This window comes from Pseudotabrizicola sediminis (genome assembly GCF_004745575.1).
GTDB lineage: Bacteria > Pseudomonadota > Alphaproteobacteria > Rhodobacterales > Rhodobacteraceae > Pseudotabrizicola > Pseudotabrizicola sediminis.
Genome location: NZ_RPEM01000002.1, coordinates 173,961 through 191,711, shown reverse-complemented (window position 1 = coordinate 191,711; position 17,751 = coordinate 173,961). Strand labels below are relative to the sequence as shown.

Here is a 17,751-nt window from a genome sequence, read left to right as displayed (position 1 = left end):
TCAGCCATACAGCGCTTTCGCATGAAAGCCGATATGCTCCTCCATGAAGGTGGACACGAAGAAATAGCTGTGGTCATAACCCTTCTGCATCCGCACCGCCCCGCCCTGCCGCCGCGCTGCCATCGCCTCGGCCAGCGCCTCGGGCTTCAACAGATCGACAAACTGGTCCGACGTCCCCTGATCCACCAGAATAGGCCCGTCAAACCCGCGCTTGCGCATCAACAGCGTGGCGTCATGCGCGGCCCATGTGCTTTCGTCCTTCCCGAGGTAAGCCGCAAACTGCTTGCGCCCCCAGTCGCCAGCGGTCGGATGGCAGATCGGTGCAAAGGCCGACACCGACTTGAACCGCCCCGGAAAGCTCATCGCAATGGTCAGCGCGCCATGCCCGCCCATCGAATGCCCCGTAATCGCCTGCGCCTCCTCGGCCAGCGGAAACGCGCTGAACAGCAACCTTGGCAGATCCTCGGTCACATAATCCCACATCCGGAACTGCGGGGCCCAAGGCTTTTGCGTCGCGTTCACATAGAACCCCGCCCCCTGCCCCAGATCAAAGGCCGCATCATCCGCCACCCCCGCCCCGCGCGGCGAGGTGTCGGGAAACACCACCCCCACGCCCGCCTCCGCCGCCCAGCGCTGCGCGTTCGATTTCACCATCGCATTCTCGTGCGTGCAGGTCAGACCCGACAGAAACCACACCAGCGGCACCGGCCCGTCCTCGGCCCCTTCGGGCAGGAACAGGCCAAAGGTCATCTCGGTCCCCGTGGCGGCGGATGCATGCGAATACACCCCCTGAACCCCACCAAACGCCCTGTTTTCCGATACCGTCTTCATCCCGTTCCTCCATTCACCAAGGCAATCACCGCCGTCACCGTCAGCACCGATGCCGCCGTCGACAGCAAAATCGCCGTCGACACCCGCTGCGGTGCCACGCCAAAATGCGCCGCCAATATATACACATTCCCCGCCACCGGCAGGGCGGCTGCCGCAATCATCACCCCCGCCGCATAGCGCTCCACCGGGAAAATCACCAGCGCCGCCACCGCCACCGCCGCCGGATGCAGCACCAACTTGGCAAACGCCAGCCACACCGCCACCTGCACCCGCTCTGCCGCGCGCCCTGCCAAAGACGCCCCAATGGCAAACAACGCCCCCGGCGTCGCCGCCGCCCCCAGCGTGGTCATGAACTCATTCACCGGCCCCGGCACCGCCCAGCCCGTCGCCCCCCAGGCAAGCCCCAGCACGATCGACACGATCATCGGGTTCTTCAAGAGCCCCAGCCCCAGCACCCGGAAAATCCCAAGGCTCATCCGGCCTTCACGCCGCGCCGTGATCACCAGCGTGATCACGCTTGAAAACACGATCAGATCCACCGCCAGCACCAGCAGAACCGGCCCCGCCGCCGCCGCCCCCAGCAACAGCACCAGCATCGGCACCCCCAGAAAGCCCACATTGCCGATTACCGCGCATTGCGCCTCGACCGCCGCCTCCTCCACCGACACGCCGCGCCACAGCGCCACGCCGGTGGCCAGCAGGTACACCAGGACCGACGCCGACAGATAGGCAAAGACAAAACTCCACTCGAAAATCTGCCCCAGCGACAGATTGGCCGCAAAGCCGAACAGCATCGCCGACAGCGCAAAATAGAACACGAATTTCGTCAGCGCCGCCGTCGCCTCGGCCCCGAAGAACCGCGTGCGTCCGGCCAGATAGCCCAGCCCGATCAGTGCAAAGAACGGCAGTGTCTTCAAAAGGATCGGCAGCATAGGCTCACTTTCGACACAGGTCCCCGCAGGCTTTCAGAAACCCCCCGCCCCCGCAACCCGCCCCCTGCAAATATCCCGCCAAAGATCCGGCCCCCCCGAAACATACCGGTAGAAGCTCACCCCTCTCCCTGCCCCATCTCCTGTTCAAAAATATCCTGGGGGGAGTCGCGCCCTTCGCGCGACGGGGGGCAAAGCCCCCCCGCCCGGAGGGCGCGCGGCGCAAGCCGCGGCCCGACACATCGCGTGCGGGCGGCACGCCCGCTCCGCAAGATCACATCTGGCCGGAAGACCCCGGGATCACATCGTCTCCAGACAATGCCGCCGGAACGCGCGCTTGAGCATATCCAGCTCCTGCCGCAGCAAATCCACCTCGGCGCGCAGGTCATCCTCCATCGCCACCCCGGTGATGATGGTGAAATGCGCCAGCGTCTGGTCACTCCCCGCCTCGCGGATCAGAAAGGTCTGCACGCCCTCGCTCAGCACCTCTGCCGGCACCGGCACCCGCACCGCCCAGTCGCCGGCCCGTCCGGTCACAGGCTCGACCACCACACCGGAGATCGGCTGCTCCAGCAGCAGCACCTCCAGCGTCGGCTGGCTTGCCACCCCACTCAGCACGCCTTCCCAGATCCCGGCCCGGATACGTGTCTTGGTCAGCCGTTTTTCCAACATCCCTGCCTCACAATTCAGCGCACCTAAAGTTCAGCACGGGGCCGACGACCAAAGGTCACGTCGCGCAGGATGATCTGGTTCATCTCCGGCCCTTCAAAGATCAGGTCCACCCACAGCCGCTCCACCCGCTTTTCGTTGACCTTGGTATAGGCAAGGTCAAACTCGACCATCACCTCTTCATCGCCCAGCGGCAGCTCGCGCACGATCTGTTCGACGTTCGGCCCGTGCTTGATGTTCAGCCGCGCGAAAATCTCCAGCGGCTTTTCCATCTCGACGATCACGTCCAGCCGGATCAGATGGCGCAGCTTCAGCCCAACGGCGGCTTCCGGCGGCAGATCCAGCACCAGGCTCAGGAAAGACCCGTCAAAGCGGAACACGTCCATGCGAAACCCGAACGGGGCCAGATCGGCAGGCCGCGCATTGCGGATCTGCCGCACAGTCAGTTCCGATTGGCGGCAATCGTGAAACACCGTCGCGCCCTCACAGACCAGCGCCCGCCCCGGCACGCTTGAAAACCCCGGCACCGGAATCGGCCCCCGCCACAGCATCGGCCGCCAGGACCAGTCCGTGCCCAGCGGGCGGCGCATGGCGTTCGACCCGATCACCGGCAGCGCCAGCCGGTGCTCCGCCTCATGGATAACCCGGTCCAGCTGACGGCGGATCGCCCGCGCCCGCCCGCGCACCGCACTCAGGGTTTCAAGGTCAAGGCTGGACGCCCGGTCGGCCACAGCCCCCCAGCGGCGCTGCACCCGGCGCTGCAACACCCGGTCAAGAAACGCATCAAACCTGCCTGCCATGTGCTTTCGCGCAACCCCACCCGAAAAAGCCCGCCGATTGTCCACGGCGCAGCAACGATTCCCTTATTGCCGGAAAACACCAAGACTCCAAACACTTTGCAGGCGAGGACTCGCAACCCGATGCGCCGGGGCTGCGCTCCCCCCGGCAATCAGCCCGGGGCCTCAGCGATTGGCGCGGCGCAGCGCGCGGCTCGTGCTTTCCACCAGCTTGCGGCTTTCCACCTCATCCAGATCGGGGCCGGACACCTTGATGCTCACCGTGCGCCCGTTCAGCGCGGTCATGCCGCGCCAATAGGTGCCGATCCCCCGGTCGGCCACCCGGAACAGAAACAGATCGCCCAGACTGCGGGCCGAGGTCACCGCCACATCCGCCGCCCGCCCCCGCCGGCTCAGCGATTTGCGTCCGGCCTCTGACGCAAAGAACGCCGCCATCTCGGCCCCGCCCGAGGCCATCACCGCCGCACTCCCCGCCCGGCCAAAGGTAACAGAAATCACCGCAGGCGGTGACTCTGCCTGATCGGTGCAGCGCCCCAGCAACACCGCCACCGCGCCACCCGTCTGCCGCAGCGTCGCCGGGTCCGGGCAATAGCCCGCCGGACCCTGCACTGTAATCTCCTCTGCCCGCAGAGTCACCGCCTTCGGCAGCGCCGTCTCGGCCCACAGGGTCAGGGGCTGGCACAAGGCCAGCCCCAGAACCAGCCTACTGATCCATGTAGACATGCTTTTCAGCCTTCGCCCCCGGATGCGTGACCGCACCCCAGCGCGCGCCGCCGACCAGTTTCGCGTATTTGTACAGCGCCCCGGTGGCATATTGCGTCTCGCGCGGGCCTTTCCAGTCCGCCTTGCGCGCGGCCAGTTCGGCATCGGTCAAGGCCACCGACAACTCACCGGTCAGCGCGTTCAGCGTGATCACATCCCCGTTGCGCAACAACGCAATCGGCCCGCAATGCGCCGCTTCCGGCCCGACGTGGCCCACACAGAACCCGCGTGTCGCACCAGAGAACCGGCCATCGGTGATCAGTGCCACCTTCTTGCCCATGCCCTGCCCCGACAGGGCGGCGGTGGTCGACAGCATCTCGCGCATCCCCGGCCCACCTGCGGGGCCTTCGTTGCGGATCACAATGACCTCGCCTTCGGCGTATTCGCGGTTCTTCACTGCCTCGAAGGCGTCTTCCTCGCATTCAAACACCCGCGCCGGGCCGGTGAACACCTGCTCGGCCTCTGACATGCCCGCCACCTTCACGATGGCACCATCGGGCGCAAGGTTGCCCTTCAGGCCCACCACGCCGCCGGTCTGGGTGATCGGGGTCGACACCGGATAGATCACGCGGCCATCGGCCTCGCCCACAATCTCGTCCAGCGACTCGCCAATGGACTTGCCGCTGACGGTGATGCAGTCTTCATGCATCAGGCCCAGCTTCATCAGCTCTTTCATCACGATCGGCACGCCGCCAACCTCGTAAAGATCCTTGGCTACATATTTCCCACCCGGCCGCAGATCGACGAAATAAGGCGTGTCGCGCATGATGTCGCAAACATCGAACAGGTCGAAATCAATCCCCGCCTCATGCGCAATCGCCGGCAGGTGCAGCGCGCCATTGGTGCTGCCCCCGGTGCAGGCCACAACCCGCGCCGCATTTTCCAACGACTTGCGCGTGACAATGTCCCGCGCCCGGATGTTCTTTTCGATCAGGTTCATCACGGCCACGCCAGACGCCTCGCCGTACTGGTCGCGCGATTCGTAAGGTGCCGGCGCACCGGATGAATTGAGCAACGCCAGCCCGATCGCCTCTGACACGCAGGCCATGGTATTGGCGGTATACTGCGCGCCACAGGCGCCACTGGACGGGCAAGCCACCCGCTCCATGATCTCCAGCTCGGCATTCGACAGGGTGCCCGCCTGATTCTTGCCCACCGCCTCGAACATGTCTTGTACGGTGATGTCCTGGCCCTTGTATCGGCCTGGCAGGATCGACCCGCCATAGATGAACACGCTCGGCACGTTCAGCCGCACCATCGCCATCATCATCCCCGGCAAGGACTTGTCGCACCCGGCCAACCCCACCAGCGCGTCATAGCAATGCCCGCGCATCGTCAGTTCCACCGTATCGGCAATCGCATCGCGGCTGGCGAGGCTGGACCGCATCCCCTCATGCCCCATCGCGATGCCATCGGTCACGGTGATGGTGGTGAACTCGCGCGGCGTCCCGCCACCCTTTTTCACCCCATGCTTCACGATCTGCGCCTGACGGTTGAGCGAGATATTGCACGGCGCCGCCTCGTTCCAGCAGGTGGCAACCCCAACCCAGGGCTGGTGGATCTCTTCTTCGGTGATCCCCATGGCATAGAAATACGACCGGTGCGGCGCGCGCGCCGGGCCTTCGGTCACATGACGGCTGGGTAGCTTCGACTTGTCGAAACGCGTGTTCGTGGACATGGGCATCCTCCCGTTTTAACTGGCTGACAACGGGATAATGGGCGAACCCATCGGGGGCAAGCCGCGAAAACAGGGAATCATGGGTAGGGCGGGGTTCACCCCGCCACACCTTGCGCCAAAGGCGGGGTGAACCCCGCCCTACCCCTGAACACCCAACACCGGCCCTTCCCTCCGCCGCCCGTTTGGCTACTGTGCCACCCCATGACCGCACACCGCATCCATGCCATCGACCTTGCCCGCACCCTCGCCCTGCTGGCGATGGCGGGGTATCATTTCACGTTTGATCTGATGCTCTTTGGCCATCTGCCCCCCGGCTATGTATTTCAAGGCCCCTGGCCCCTCATCGCCCGCGCCATTGCCTCCAGCTTCCTGTTCCTCGCCGGGGTCTCGCTCTGGCTCGCCCACGGCGACCGCATCCGCTGGCCCGCCTTCTGGAAACGCTTCGCCATGGTCGCGGGCGCGGCAGCACTGGTCACCATCGCCACCTATTTCGCCATGGGCTTTTCCTTCATCCGCTGGGGCATACTGCATGCCATCGCGGCGGGCAGCCTGATCGGGCTGGCGTTCCTGCGCATGCCAGCCCTTCTGACCATCGCCGTCGCGGCCGCGGCCTTCGCCGCCCCGCATCTGCTCCGGTCCGAGGTGTTCAACGCCCCGCACTGGATCTGGCTGGGCCTATCCACCCAAATCCCCCCGATGATGGATTATGAACCCCTGCTGCCATGGCTCTGCCCGGTCCTTATCGGCATCGCCACCGCCAAACTGATGACCCGCGCAGGCGCCTGGGACAAGGTGCGCCGCTGGCAGCCCGGCCCAATGGGCAAGGCCGCTCTCTGGCCCGGCAAGCACAGCCTTGCGATCTACCTGATCCACCAGCCCGTGCTGTTCGGCGCGGTCTACCTGTTCACCCGCTATCTTTAGGGCCGCCATGCACCCGCTCCCCGACCAGCCCGACCTCTACGCCGCCCTGCGCGCCAGCGGTGCCGCCCCGCAAGACCTGCACGCGCTGATCCAAGCCAGCCCCGCCCCGGTCGCCGCCCGCCTGCGCGCCGCCGATCAAGGGCTGCTCAGCGCCATCCTGCGGGCCGGCCTTGGCCAGCCCGCAATCCCGACCGCCCCGCAGATCATTGCCCATCTCAAAGACCTGCACCCCCACCCTCTGTTCAACCCCGATGTCGCCACCAGCCGCACCCTCGCGCTGCTCACCAACGGCGAACACCCAGACATGCCCGCCTTTTCCGACCGCGCTTTTGATGCGTGGTTCGCGGCCAAAGACGTGCCGTATGGCATCGGCACCTATGGCGAAGACCGCTCGGTCTACCGCACTGCCCAGTTCGCCGACGCCATCAGCCCGGAACGCCGCACAAGGCACCTCGGAATTGATGTCTTCGCCCCCGCCGGAACCCCGCTCTACGCCCCCCTGCCGGGCCGTGTCCTGCACCTAACCTACAACGCCGACCCGCTGGATTACGGCCACACGCTGATTGTGGAACACCGCGCCGGGACAGTCGCGTTCTACACCCTCTACGGCCACCTGGCCGCCACCCTGCCCACTCTGCTCCAACCCGGCGCACAGGTCGCCGCAGGCCAGCACATCGCCGACCTTGGCGACTGGCATGAGAACGGCGGCTGGGCCCCGCATGTGCATTTCCAGATCATGACCGACATGCTCGATCAGACGGCTGGCAACTTCTACGGCGTCGGCCACAGCAGCCTGTGGGATGTCTGGCAGTCCATCTGCCCCGACCCCAACCTGATCCTGCGCCTGCCCCAAAGCGCGTTCACCCTGCCGTAAAGCTGATCCGACCCTGCGCACACACGTCATGACGTAAGCCATACGCAAACCATACGCCCGCCAGACACGATCCTTACGCCGCTGCCGATTGCAAATCCCGCCCCGTGCCTCTATCTGAAACCAAAGACCGGCACCCGAAAGGCCCGCCCGCATGAACTGGATTTCGAACTACGTCCGCCCGAAAATCAACTCGCTCTTCTCACGCCGGGAAGTGCCGGAAAACCTGTGGACGAAGTGTTCTGAATGCGGAACCATGCTGTTCCACCGCGAACTGGCCGAGAACCTGAACGTCTGTTCCAACTGTGATCACCACATGGCAATCAGCCCGCGGGATCGGTTCAAGTCCTTGTTTGACACGGGTATTTTCACCGAAGTGAAGGTGCCGGAAGTGGTGGTCGACCCCCTGCACTTCAAGGATCAGAAGAAATACCCAGACCGCCTGAAAGCCGCGCAAAAGGCGACAGGCGAGAAAGAGGCGATGCTGGTCGCCGAAGGCGAAATGGGCCGCACGCCGGTGGTGGCCGTCGCGCAGGATTTCAGCTTCATGGCCGGGTCCATGGGCATGTACGTCGGCAACGCCATTCTGGCCGCCGCCGAACGCGCGGTTAAGCTCAAACGCCCCCTCATCCTGTTCTCCGCCGCAGGCGGTGCCCGCATGCAGGAAGGCATCTTGTCACTGATGCAGATGCCGCGAACAACCGTTGCAGTTCAAATGCTTAAAGAGGCACGGCTGCCTTACGTCGTGGTGCTGACACACCCCACAACGGGCGGAGTCACGGCCTCATACGCCATGCTGGGCGACGTGCAGATCTCGGAACCCAACGCGCTGATCTGCTTTGCAGGGCCGCGCGTGATTGAACAAACCATCCGCGAAAAGCTGCCCGAAGGCTTCCAGCGCGCCGAATACCTGCTGGACCACGGCATGCTGGACCGGGTGACCCACCGCAAGCAGTTGCGGGAAGAGTTGATCACCATCCTGCGAATGCTGACCAACCAACCCCCTGCAATCAAAGGCGATTTACCCGCCCCGCCCCCCGAGCTCGCCGTTGTGGCCACCCCGCCAGCCCCCAAAGCGGGTTGATCTTGGCACCCGGTTCCGACGTGATTCTCGACCGGATGATGACCCTGCACCCCAAGGTCATCGATTTGACACTGGGCCGCATGCACCGCCTGCTGGCTGCCCTTGGCAACCCCGAACGTAATCTGCCCCCGGTGATCCACATCGCCGGAACCAACGGCAAAGGCAGCACCCAAGCCATGATCCGCGCGGGGCTGGAGGCATCGGGCGCGTCTGTGCACGCCTATACCTCGCCCCATCTGGCCCGCTTTCACGAACGCATCCGGCTGGCGGGGGAATTGATCAGCGAAGCGGCATTGGCAGCCCTTCTGGACGAATGCGTTCAGGCCAACGGCCCGGAATCCATCACCTTTTTCGAAATCACCACCGCCGCCGCCCTTCAGGCCTTCGCCCGCACCCCTGCCGATTTCACCTTGCTGGAGGTGGGCCTTGGCGGGCGGCTGGATGCGACGAATGTGATCGACGCACCCCGCCTGACCCTCATCACGCCGGTCAGCATCGACCATCAGCAATACCTTGGCGACACGCTGCCAGAGATCGCAGGCGAAAAGGCCGGGATCATCAAGCGCGGCGTGCCGGTGATCGTCGGCCCACAAGACCCGGACGGGCTGGCGGTAATTGAAGCGAAAGCCGCCCGTATTGGCGCGCCAGTGCTTGCCTATGGCCAGCATTGGCATGTATCCGAGGACCGGAACCGCTTGATTTTTCAGGATGAAACCGGCCTGCTGGATCTGCCCCTGCCCAACCTGCCCGGCCCGCATCAGATTCAGAACGCAGGCGCGGCCATCGCCGCCTTGCGCGTCCTTGGCCGGGACGAGGCCGCCTGCGAGGCTGCCGTGACCCGTGCCGTCTGGCCCGCCCGCATGCAGCGCCTGCGCCGTGGACCGCTGGTGGACATGGCCCCCGATGTCGAGCTTTGGCTCGACGGCGGCCACAACCCGGCGGGGGGGCAGGCAATTGCAGCGACCCTCGCGCGCATGCCCACGCGCCTCACCTATCTGATTTGCGGCATGCTCAACACCAAGGATGTCACCGGCTACATGCGCCCGCTGGCCCCGCATGCCACGCATCTTTTTGCCGTGTCGATTCCGAATGAAAAGAACACGTTACCGGCCCAGACCACGCGAGACGCGGCGCTGTCGGCGGGTCTGCCCGCGAGCGCCGCAGCTTCGGTCGCCGATGCCCTGTCGGCCATCATTGCCATCAACCCCACCGCCCGCGTGCTGATCTGCGGCTCGCTTTATCTGGCGGGGGCCATCCTGCGGGAAAACGGCTAACCCTTTGGCGCCGCACCATAACGCGCCATGAACATCTCGACCGCGCCGCGCACGGACCGGCGCACGCGGTCATCATTTATCTGATGATCCATGCGAAACAGCAGCTTTTCTGCCAGCGATGCCTTGCACAGTTGAATGAACTGCTCGGCCGCAAGATCCAGATCGTCGATCTGCAGCGCCCCGTTCTGCACCAGATGATGCAGGTGATGCACCAGCCGGTCATGGATCAGCCCCGGCCCGTTCCGGTAAAAGTCGCGGGCCATCTCTGGAAAACGCGCACCTTCGCCGCTGATCAGGCGAAAGGCGTTCTGCCCGAAGTCCGACATCATGAAACCGGCGATCCGCTCTCCGGCCAATGTCAGCATGGTCTCGACTGACATCGACGGATCAATCCTTGCTTCGACATCATCGGCCTGCCGCTGACATTCCTGCGCGCAGATTTCCTTGAAAAGCAACTGCTTGTCGGGGAAATAGGCGTAGAGCGTGGCCTTGCTGACCCCGGCCTCGCGCGCAATGTCATCGACTGACGCACCGTCAAACCCGTCGCGCACAAAGATCGTGCGGGCGCCTTCCAGCACCTGATCAAACTTGCGCCCACGACGCACGCTCTGTTCTGCAGCCTCAGTCATACTCACCCCGTTTGCCCGAACATAGGTCACGAAGACGCGTGTCGGCAAGGTGCCCATCCGGTCATGTCACTTGCAGGCCGGCCCCGTTTGGGTGGCCGTCTCGCAGCCTTTGGTTGAACTGGTGGCTTGGTCATCCTGCGGCCAGGTCAGGTTCGGAAGATCAATGACCACGCCAATGGCAAAAGCTGGCGCGGCTGTCAGCGACACGGCCAGGGCGAGAAGAACGGAACGCATGGGATTCTCCATAAGTGAACTGATGGGTTCAGATTAAATGAACCATTTGGTACGGCAATTCAATATATAAATGAACCGATCAGTTCATTTTAAGATCTTGCATTTGATCAGGCGCAAGTTACTTTAGAATCATTCCAGAAAGTGACAATCATGCTCTCTGCCCTGACCTTTCGCCGCCGGTTTTCCGATCTGTCCGAGCAAGAGGTGCTGGCACTGGCCATTTCCTCGGAAGAGGACGATGCCCGCATCTACCGCAGCTATGCCGAACGTCTGCGCGGCACATATGATGCAACCGCCATGGTGTTCGATGGCATGGCAGCCGAAGAAGATGACCACCGCCGCCGCCTGATCGACCTGCACCGACGGCGCTTTGGCGAGGTGATCCCCCTGCTGCGCCGCGAACATGTCGCGGGATTTTACGCAAGGCGTCCGGTCTGGCTGGTGGAAAACCTGTCGCTCGACACCATCCGCGCCGAGGCCGAGGCGATGGAGAAACAGGCCGAGGCGTTTTATCTGCGCGCCGCACAAGCCAGTGCTGATGCCGGAACCCGCAAACTGCTGGGCGATCTTGCCGCTGCCGAGGCAGGGCACAAAACAAGGGCCGGAACGCTGATCGCCGAACACGTCGACCCCGAGTCCGAAGATCAGGAAAACCGCGCCGCCAAACGCCAGTTCATCCTGACATGGGTACAGCCGGGGCTGGCGGGGCTGATGGATGGCTCTGTGTCGACCCTTGCCCCGATTTTTGCCACCGCCTTTGCCACACAGGACACCTGGACCACCTTTCTGGTCGGCAGCGCCGCCAGCGTCGGGGCCGGCATCTCGATGGGGTTCACCGAAGCCGCGCATGACGACGGCGTGCTGTCGGGGCGCGGCAGCCCTTGGAAACGTGGTGTGGCGTCAGGCGTAATGACCACGCTTGGCGGCATGGGCCATGCCCTGCCCTATCTGATCCCCGATTTCTGGACCGCAACAAGCGTTGCCATTGTCGTGGTCTTTGTCGAACTTTGGGCGATCGCCTGGATTCAGAACCGGTTCATGGATACGCCTTTCCTGCGCGCGGCGATGCAGGTGGTTCTGGGCGGCGCGCTGGTGTTCGCGGCGGGCGTATTGATCGGCGGGGGGTGACGTGTGGCGGGCGTCGCAGATCAGCCGCCCAAATGCAATTCACCCCGTGCGGCGGCAAGATCCATCTGGCGTTGGCGTTCGCGGAAACGGGCGCGGTCTTCGGGCGTGTATTCGTCTACACAGGCAGAGCAACACACGCCTTTTTCATAAACGGCATCGGCGCGCCCCTCGGGCGTGACCGGGCGGCGGCAGGCCCCGCAGCTTTCGTTCTGCCCCGGGATCAGGCCGTGCCCGACCGACACTCGGCCATCGAACACATAGCATTCGCCCTGCCACAGGCTGTCTTGCTGCGGCACCTCTTCAAGGTACTTCAGGATGCCACCCTTCAGGTGGAACACATCCTCTATCCCCTGCGAGATCAGATAGTTGGTCGATTTTTCGCAGCGGATGCCGCCGGTGCAGAACATGGCGATGCGCTTGTTGTGAAAGCGGTCGCGGTTTTCGGCCCACCATTGCGGGAACTCGCGGAAGCTGCGGGTATTGGGATCAACCGCGCCGGCAAATGTGCCGATGGCAACCTCGTAATCGTTGCGGGTGTCAATCACCGCTACGTCAGGCTGGCGGATCAGGTCATTCCACTCCGCCGCCTCGACATAGTGACCAACCCGAGCCTTGGGGTCCACATCGGGAACACCCATTGTCACGATCTCGCGCTTCAGCCGCACCTTCATCCGGCCGAAGGGCATCGCATCGGCAGTACTTTCCTTCCACTCCAGATCGGCGCAACCCGGCAGAGCGCGGATATGGGTCAGCACGGCATCAATCCCATCGCGCGGGCCTGCAATCGTTCCGTTGATCCCTTCCTGCGCCAGCAGAAGCGACCCTTTTACGCCCTGCGCTGCGCAGAGCGCGGCCAATGGCGCGCGCAAAGCCGCCGTGTCGGAAAAGCGGGTGAAGTGATACAGGGCTGCGATGATCATCATGCCCGCGCAATAGGCCAAGCACCGCGCCGGATCAAGCCAGTGCACCCCGGAACCGCATCGGCAATTGACACGATGGCACCGATCCCTACCACTAAGGCAACCCACAAGCGGAGGCCAAGATGCACCCATCCAGCGACGCGCTGATCGTGATCGACGTTCAGAACGATTTCTGCCCCGGCGGCGCGCTTGCAGTGGCAGAGGGCGACGTGATCCTGCCCGGCATCAACGCCCTGATGGCCGAGTTTTCTGCCGTGGTGCTGACCCAGGACTGGCACCCGCAGGACCACAGCTCGTTCGCCGCCAACCACCCCGGTGCCGCCCCATTCAGCCTGACCGCAATGCCCTATGGCCCGCAGGTGCTTTGGCCGACCCATTGCGTGCAGGGCAGCATGGGGGCTGCCTTCCACCCCGCCTTGCAGGTGGAGCGCGCCGATCTGATCCTGCGCAAAGGCTACCGCACTGGCATCGACAGCTATTCGGCGTTCTTTGAAAACGACCGCAGCACGAAGACCGGCCTTGATGGCTACCTGCGCAACAGAGGCGTGTCGCGGCTGATCCTTACCGGTTTGGCCACCGATTTCTGCGTGGCCTATTCCGCGCTCGACGCCGCCCGTCTGGGGTATGAGGTTACGGTGCGACTGGACCTGTGCCGGGCCATTGATCTGGACGGCAGCCTTGCCGCGATGCTGGCCAGACTGGCCGTCGAGGGGATCGCACTGGAAGGTTAAAAGCGCCGACAGAACTGGACAGTGCGCCGTGCAGTTGATTTAACGGCTCAAACTGCCGTGCAGGAGCTGCAAAATGGTCGAAATCGCCACCCGCGTCCACAATCACAAGTGGAAGATCGACCCCATTGTCCGGTCGCTGCTGGATACCGATTTCTACAAGCTGCTGATGTGCCAGTCGGTGTTCCGCAACAAGCCCGAAACCACTGTCACCTTCAGCCTGATCAACCGCACCAAGAGCATCCGCCTGGCCGATCTGATCGACGAAGGCGAGTTGCGCGAACAGTTGGACCATATCCGCACCCTGCGCCTGTCGCGCGGGGAAAGCACCTTTTTGCGCGGCAACACCTTTTACGGCAAGCGCCAGATGTTCCGCCCCGATTTCATGGAATGGTTCGAAGGGTTGCAACTGCCACCCTATCATCTGGAAAAACACGACGGCCAGTACGAGCTGACGTTCGAGGGCAAATGGCCCGAGGTGATGATGTGGGAAATCCCCGCGCTCGCCGTGCTGATGGAACTGCGCTCGCGCGCGGTGCTGCGCACCATGGGGCGGTTCGAGTTGCAGGTGCTTTATGCACGCGCCATGACCAAGCTGTGGGAGAAAATCGAAACGCTGCGCCGGATTGACGGGTTGAAGCTGGCCGACTTCGGCACCCGCCGCCGCCATTCCTTTCTGTGGCAGGACTGGGCAGTGCAGGCGTTGATCGAGGGGATGGAGGGCAAGTTCATCGGCACCTCCAATTGCCTGATCGCCATGCGGCGCGAGGTCGAAGCGATCGGCACCAATGCGCACGAGTTGCCGATGGTCTATTCGGCGCTGGCCAATTCCGATGCTGAACTGGCGCAAGCCCCCTATCAGGTGCTGGCCGATTGGCATGAAGAGCATGACGGCAACCTGCGCATCATGCTGCCCGACACATATGGCACCGAAGGTTTTCTCGCCCGCGCGCCCGAATGGCTGGCGAAATGGACCGGCATCCGTATTGACTCGGGCGATCCGGCGCGCGGCGCGGAAACCGCGATCCGCTGGTGGAAAGACCGGGGCGAAGATCCACAGGACAAGCTGGTGATCTTTTCCGACGGGCTTGATGTCGCCAAGATCGCCGAACTGCATGCGCAATTCGTGGGTCGGGTCAAAGTGTCGTTCGGCTGGGGCACGATGCTGACCAATGATTTTCGCGGTCTGGCCCCCGATGATGGGCTGGCCCCATTCAGCGTGGTCTGCAAGGCGGTTGCCGCCAACGGCCGCCCCACGGTCAAACTGTCGGACAACCCGAACAAGGCCATGGGTCCCGCCGACCAGATCGCGCGCTACAAACGGGTGTTCCACGTGGGCGAACAGGCCCCGATGGACGTGGTGGTGTAGCGCCAGCCGGGAGCCTACCCCAGGCAGCGGCGCGCAAACATCACCGCCCGCGCAATATGGCTGGCATGCACCGGATGACCGGGCGGCAGGCGCGGTGCGGCCCAGCCGACCGAGGCCAGCACCCGCGCAAGGGTCATCGCGTCAACCATGGCCAGATTTCTTGTGCCGTAGCCCTCGCAAAGCGCCGCACGCAGATCGGCGTAGCATGGTTCATAAAGGTCCTGGGACAACACCGTGCCCAGATCGTAAAGCGGCGCCCCGAAGCCGCAATCGTCAAAATCGATCAGCGACAAGGTCTCGCCTTGCACCAGAATATTTTCGCGCAGAACGTCGGCATGAACCAGCCCTTCGCGCACCCCTTGCTCCGCAAGCCTGTCCGCAACCCAGTCGCGCGCTGCAACCAGAACGGACGCATCGGGTGGTGTCAGCTGAGGATGTTCCCAGAACCGACCCCAGTTCGGCTCTTCGCCAACCAAACCCGCCGCATCCCATCGCGGGCGGGTGCACCAGTCCGGCAGGGTCAGGGTCGCGGTAACCCGGTGAATTTGGGCCAGCAGGTGGCCAAGGGTGGCGTGACGGTTGATCTGCACCGACACCGGGCCGGCAAGGGGCACCCCTGCCTCTCCGAACGTCTCGCCCTCCAGCCAGCACAGTACCGATGCCGCGCGCCCGCCGGGCAGGGTTGCCACAACGCCACCATCCGGCATTTGCAGGGGCACCGGCACCGGCAGGCCCGCCCGTGCAAGTTCCGCGCACCACCACAACTCCGACCGGATCGTACCAGGCCATTGATAGCCACGCCGATGCAGGCGCAAGGCAGCTCGGCCCTGCGGGGTTTCAATCTCGTACACCTCGTTTTCGCGCAGGCGCAGCGGGCGCACGACCCTCCCGCCCCACAGCGCTGCCGCGATCAAAGCTTCCGTCATGCCACGTCCAGTGCGGCCTGTAGCGCATCGACCAGCAGATCCGCCTCCGCCCGGCCAAACACCAGCGGCGGGCGAATCTTGAGCGTGGCCCCATTCCGCCCGATCCGGTTCAACAGGAACCCGCGCGCCACCATATCCTCCACCAGATCCGCGGCGAATTCCCCGGCCCCCTCACCGCCGAACTCAAGGCCAAAGAACATCCCCACCCCGCGCACATTCTCGATCCGCCCATGGCGCAGCGCCCCCAGCCGCTCAAGCAGGTAGGCCGAGGTGGCAGCCCCCCGCGCCTGCAACCCCTCGTCCTCGATTACATCCAGAGTGGCCAGACAGGCCGCCGCCGACACCGGATTGCCGCCAAAGGTGTTGAAATAGCCAAACGCCTCGCGGAACGCCGCCATCACCCCGGGCCGCGCCAGACAGGCCGCCACAGGATGCCCGTTTGCCATCGGCTTGCCGACCGTGACCGCATCGGGCGCAAAGCCCAGCCAATCATGCCCCCAGAAATGGCTGCCCACCCGGCCAAACCCCGGCTGCACCTCGTCACACAAGATCAGCCCTCCGGCCTTGCGCACCAGTTCAACCGTAGGGTCCAGAAATCCCGGCCCCACCGCAGGCAACCCTTCATTGGCAAACACCGGGCACAGCATCAGCCCGGAAAACCCGAACCCCGCCGCCTCCAGATCTTCTATCGCGCGCGCCACATGCGCCGCAAAGGCCGCAGGCTGTGCCGCGGCGCTCCCTCCAAGCGGAGCCAATGTCTCGGGCGACGGCACCAGCCGCACATTCGGGGCCCGCCCGCCAATCGGCGGGCGGCGGGTGGAAAGCTGGCTCACCGCCGCTGTATTGCCATGATAGGTGGCATCGGTCGCAATGATCCCGGTCTTGCCCGTCACCGCCTGCGCCATCCGCAATGCCAGATCATTCGCCTCCGACCCGGTGCAGACCATGATTGCCTGCGACACCCCATGCCCCAGCGTTGCGGTCAATCGCTCGATATAATCCAGCACCAGATCGTGGTGATAGCGGGTATGGGTGTTCAGCATCGCCGCCTGCTGAGCAATCGCCGCCACCACGCGCGGATGACAGTGGCCGACATGCGCCACGTTGTTGTAGCAATCCAGATAGCGTTTGCCCTGCGCATCCCACAGCCACACACCCTGCCCGCGCACGATATGCACCGGGCTGCGATAGAATGTTGGCACATTCGGCCCCATCAGCCGCGCCCGGCGCGCTTCAAGAGTCTGGGCGTCCATCATCTCAGCCATCCTCGCCCTCCACCCGGCCACGCCCGGCCTTCACATCGCCGCGCACCGCCTTGGCTTTCAACCGGCGCAGGGTGCTGCCATAGGTCGGTCTGGTCGCTACCCGCCGCTTGGGGGCCACCAGTGCCGCCTTTATCATCTCCACCAGCCGCTCGCGCGCCAGCTCGCGGTTGCGGGTCTGGCTCCGCGTCTCCTCAGCCCGGATCAGGATCGCCCCGTCCAGCGTCCAGCGCCGCCCGGCCAGCTTTTTCAGCCGCGCCTTGACCGGCCCGGACAGATGCGGCGACCGTTCGGCCTCGAACCGCAACTCAACCGCCGTCTCAACCTTGTTGACGTTCTGCCCCCCCGGGCCTTGAGACCGGGTGAAATTTTCGCTCAGCTCCCAATCGGCCAGCGACAGTGTATCTGTAATCCGCAACATGCGCCTACCATAGCAAAGGCCCGCCGCAGCGAAAGCCCGATCATTTTCTGTCTGAAAATACTCCCGCGCGGTGCGCAACTTCCGAGGCGGCGCGCAGGCGCCAACGAGATAAAAAGCCTGCGCGCCTTGCGCGCTCAATTTGGCCACCGCCGGTCACGCGCGGCACCAGAAACGAGAAAGGATCGCCGGTGTACGGCGACCCTTTCCGAGTTCAAGGAGATGGGCCAGTTAGGTAACCTGTCCCAATCAAAGGTTCGTTGACTAAGGGGTTGCCCCTAGAAAACACCCCCCATGACTGTCCCGACACGTCTCTCCAAT

At 64.1% G+C, this 17,751-nt stretch carries 19 protein-coding genes; 7 read left to right on the top strand and 12 right to left on the bottom strand.

Features of this window, described 5'->3' with window-relative positions:
- The 6 genes from fghA to ilvD form a co-directional block, all read right to left on the bottom strand.
- Positions 1 to 831 (bottom strand): S-formylglutathione hydrolase, encoded by an 831-nt coding sequence (fghA, locus tag EEB11_RS03560; RefSeq protein WP_135429043.1) that lies wholly within the window; start codon positions 829 to 831, stop codon positions 1 to 3.
- Positions 828 to 1,763: an AEC family transporter gene (locus EEB11_RS03555; RefSeq protein ID WP_135429042.1), complete on the bottom strand. Its 936-nt coding sequence runs from the start codon at positions 1,761 to 1,763 to the stop codon at positions 828 to 830. The genes fghA and EEB11_RS03555 overlap by 4 nt, the downstream gene beginning before the upstream one ends.
- Before the next feature lie 297 nt (positions 1,764 to 2,060).
- Entirely contained in the window at positions 2,061 to 2,432 is a 372-nt protein-coding gene (locus EEB11_RS03550) for a hypothetical protein (RefSeq protein ID WP_135429041.1), read from the bottom strand.
- A gap of 23 nt (positions 2,433 to 2,455) precedes the next feature.
- Positions 2,456 to 3,229: a DUF6478 family protein gene (locus EEB11_RS03545; RefSeq protein WP_135429040.1), complete on the bottom strand. Its 774-nt coding sequence runs from the start codon at positions 3,227 to 3,229 to the stop codon at positions 2,456 to 2,458.
- 162 nt (positions 3,230 to 3,391) lie between these two features.
- Positions 3,392 to 3,949: a cation transport ATPase gene (locus tag EEB11_RS03540; RefSeq protein ID WP_135429039.1), complete on the bottom strand. Its 558-nt coding sequence runs from the start codon at positions 3,947 to 3,949 to the stop codon at positions 3,392 to 3,394.
- Complete coding sequence (ilvD, locus tag EEB11_RS03535) at positions 3,930 to 5,666, bottom strand: dihydroxy-acid dehydratase (protein ID WP_435531095.1); 1,737 nt, start codon at positions 5,664 to 5,666, stop codon at positions 3,930 to 3,932. The genes EEB11_RS03540 and ilvD overlap by 20 nt, the downstream gene beginning before the upstream one ends.
- Before the next feature lie 201 nt (positions 5,667 to 5,867).
- Here ilvD and EEB11_RS03530 point away from each other — a divergent pair, with 201 nt between their 5' ends.
- The 4 genes from EEB11_RS03530 (at position 5,868) to EEB11_RS03515 (ending at position 9,816) form a co-directional block, all read left to right on the top strand.
- A complete protein-coding gene (locus tag EEB11_RS03530; RefSeq protein ID WP_135429037.1) occupies positions 5,868 to 6,587 on the top strand; it encodes an acetyltransferase domain-containing protein in 720 nt (239 codons plus the stop codon).
- Positions 6,588 to 6,594: 7 nt separating this feature from the next.
- Positions 6,595 to 7,461, top strand: coding sequence for a peptidoglycan DD-metalloendopeptidase family protein (locus tag EEB11_RS03525; RefSeq protein WP_135429036.1), 867 nt, complete (start codon positions 6,595 to 6,597; stop codon positions 7,459 to 7,461).
- A gap of 151 nt (positions 7,462 to 7,612) precedes the next feature.
- Positions 7,613 to 8,542, top strand: a complete 930-nt coding sequence (gene accD / locus EEB11_RS03520; protein ID WP_135429035.1) for an acetyl-CoA carboxylase, carboxyltransferase subunit beta — start codon at positions 7,613 to 7,615, stop codon at positions 8,540 to 8,542.
- Positions 8,542 to 9,816 carry a bifunctional folylpolyglutamate synthase/dihydrofolate synthase gene (locus EEB11_RS03515; protein WP_135429295.1) on the top strand — a complete coding sequence of 425 codons (1,275 nt, stop codon included), beginning with the start codon at positions 8,542 to 8,544 and terminating at the stop codon, positions 9,814 to 9,816. The genes accD and EEB11_RS03515 overlap by 1 nt, the downstream gene beginning before the upstream one ends.
- On the opposite strand, the gene EEB11_RS03510 is transcribed toward EEB11_RS03515, so the two are convergent.
- Together EEB11_RS03510 and EEB11_RS19480 are read right to left on the bottom strand one after the other, a co-directional pair.
- Positions 9,813 to 10,445: a TetR/AcrR family transcriptional regulator gene (locus EEB11_RS03510; protein ID WP_135429034.1), complete on the bottom strand. Its 633-nt coding sequence runs from the start codon at positions 10,443 to 10,445 to the stop codon at positions 9,813 to 9,815. The genes EEB11_RS03515 and EEB11_RS03510 overlap by 4 nt on opposite strands.
- 66 nt (positions 10,446 to 10,511) lie before the next feature.
- The gene (locus EEB11_RS19480; RefSeq protein ID WP_167852647.1) at positions 10,512 to 10,679 is read right to left on the bottom strand and encodes a hypothetical protein; all 168 of its coding nucleotides are present in this window, start codon (positions 10,677 to 10,679) and stop codon (positions 10,512 to 10,514) included.
- Positions 10,680 to 10,829: 150 nt separating this feature from the next.
- Here EEB11_RS19480 and mbfA point away from each other — a divergent pair, with 150 nt between their 5' ends.
- Positions 10,830 to 11,807, top strand: coding sequence for an iron exporter MbfA (mbfA, locus tag EEB11_RS03505; RefSeq protein WP_135429033.1), 978 nt, complete (start codon positions 10,830 to 10,832; stop codon positions 11,805 to 11,807).
- Positions 11,808 to 11,827: 20 nt separating this feature from the next.
- Here the strand turns inward: mbfA and trhO are convergent, their stop codons facing one another.
- Entirely contained in the window at positions 11,828 to 12,730 is a 903-nt protein-coding gene (gene trhO, locus EEB11_RS03500; protein ID WP_135429032.1) for an oxygen-dependent tRNA uridine(34) hydroxylase TrhO, read from the bottom strand.
- A gap of 119 nt (positions 12,731 to 12,849) precedes the next feature.
- Between trhO and pncA the strand changes: the two genes are divergently transcribed.
- Together pncA and pncB are read left to right on the top strand one after the other, a co-directional pair.
- Positions 12,850 to 13,458 carry a bifunctional nicotinamidase/pyrazinamidase gene (pncA, locus tag EEB11_RS03495; RefSeq protein ID WP_135429031.1) on the top strand — a complete coding sequence of 203 codons (609 nt, stop codon included), beginning with the start codon at positions 12,850 to 12,852 and terminating at the stop codon, positions 13,456 to 13,458.
- A 73-nt stretch (positions 13,459 to 13,531) separates the two neighbouring features.
- Entirely contained in the window at positions 13,532 to 14,824 is a 1,293-nt protein-coding gene (gene pncB, locus EEB11_RS03490) for a nicotinate phosphoribosyltransferase (protein WP_135429030.1), read from the top strand.
- A gap of 14 nt (positions 14,825 to 14,838) precedes the next feature.
- Here the strand turns inward: pncB and EEB11_RS03485 are convergent, their stop codons facing one another.
- The 3 genes from EEB11_RS03485 to arfB are packed head-to-tail and all read right to left on the bottom strand — an operon-like array spanning position 14,839 to position 17,433.
- Positions 14,839 to 15,750 (bottom strand): phosphotransferase enzyme family protein, encoded by a 912-nt coding sequence (locus EEB11_RS03485; RefSeq protein ID WP_135429029.1) that lies wholly within the window; start codon positions 15,748 to 15,750, stop codon positions 14,839 to 14,841.
- A complete protein-coding gene (locus EEB11_RS03480) occupies positions 15,747 to 17,015 on the bottom strand; it encodes an aspartate aminotransferase family protein (RefSeq protein WP_245298757.1) in 1,269 nt (422 codons plus the stop codon). Before EEB11_RS03480 ends, EEB11_RS03485 begins: the two co-directional genes overlap by 4 nt.
- On the bottom strand, positions 17,008 to 17,433 hold the full coding sequence (arfB, locus tag EEB11_RS03475; protein WP_135429028.1) for an alternative ribosome rescue aminoacyl-tRNA hydrolase ArfB: 426 nt from the start codon (positions 17,431 to 17,433) through the stop codon (positions 17,008 to 17,010). Before arfB ends, EEB11_RS03480 begins: the two co-directional genes overlap by 8 nt.
- Positions 17,434 to 17,751: the final 318 nt, after the last annotated feature.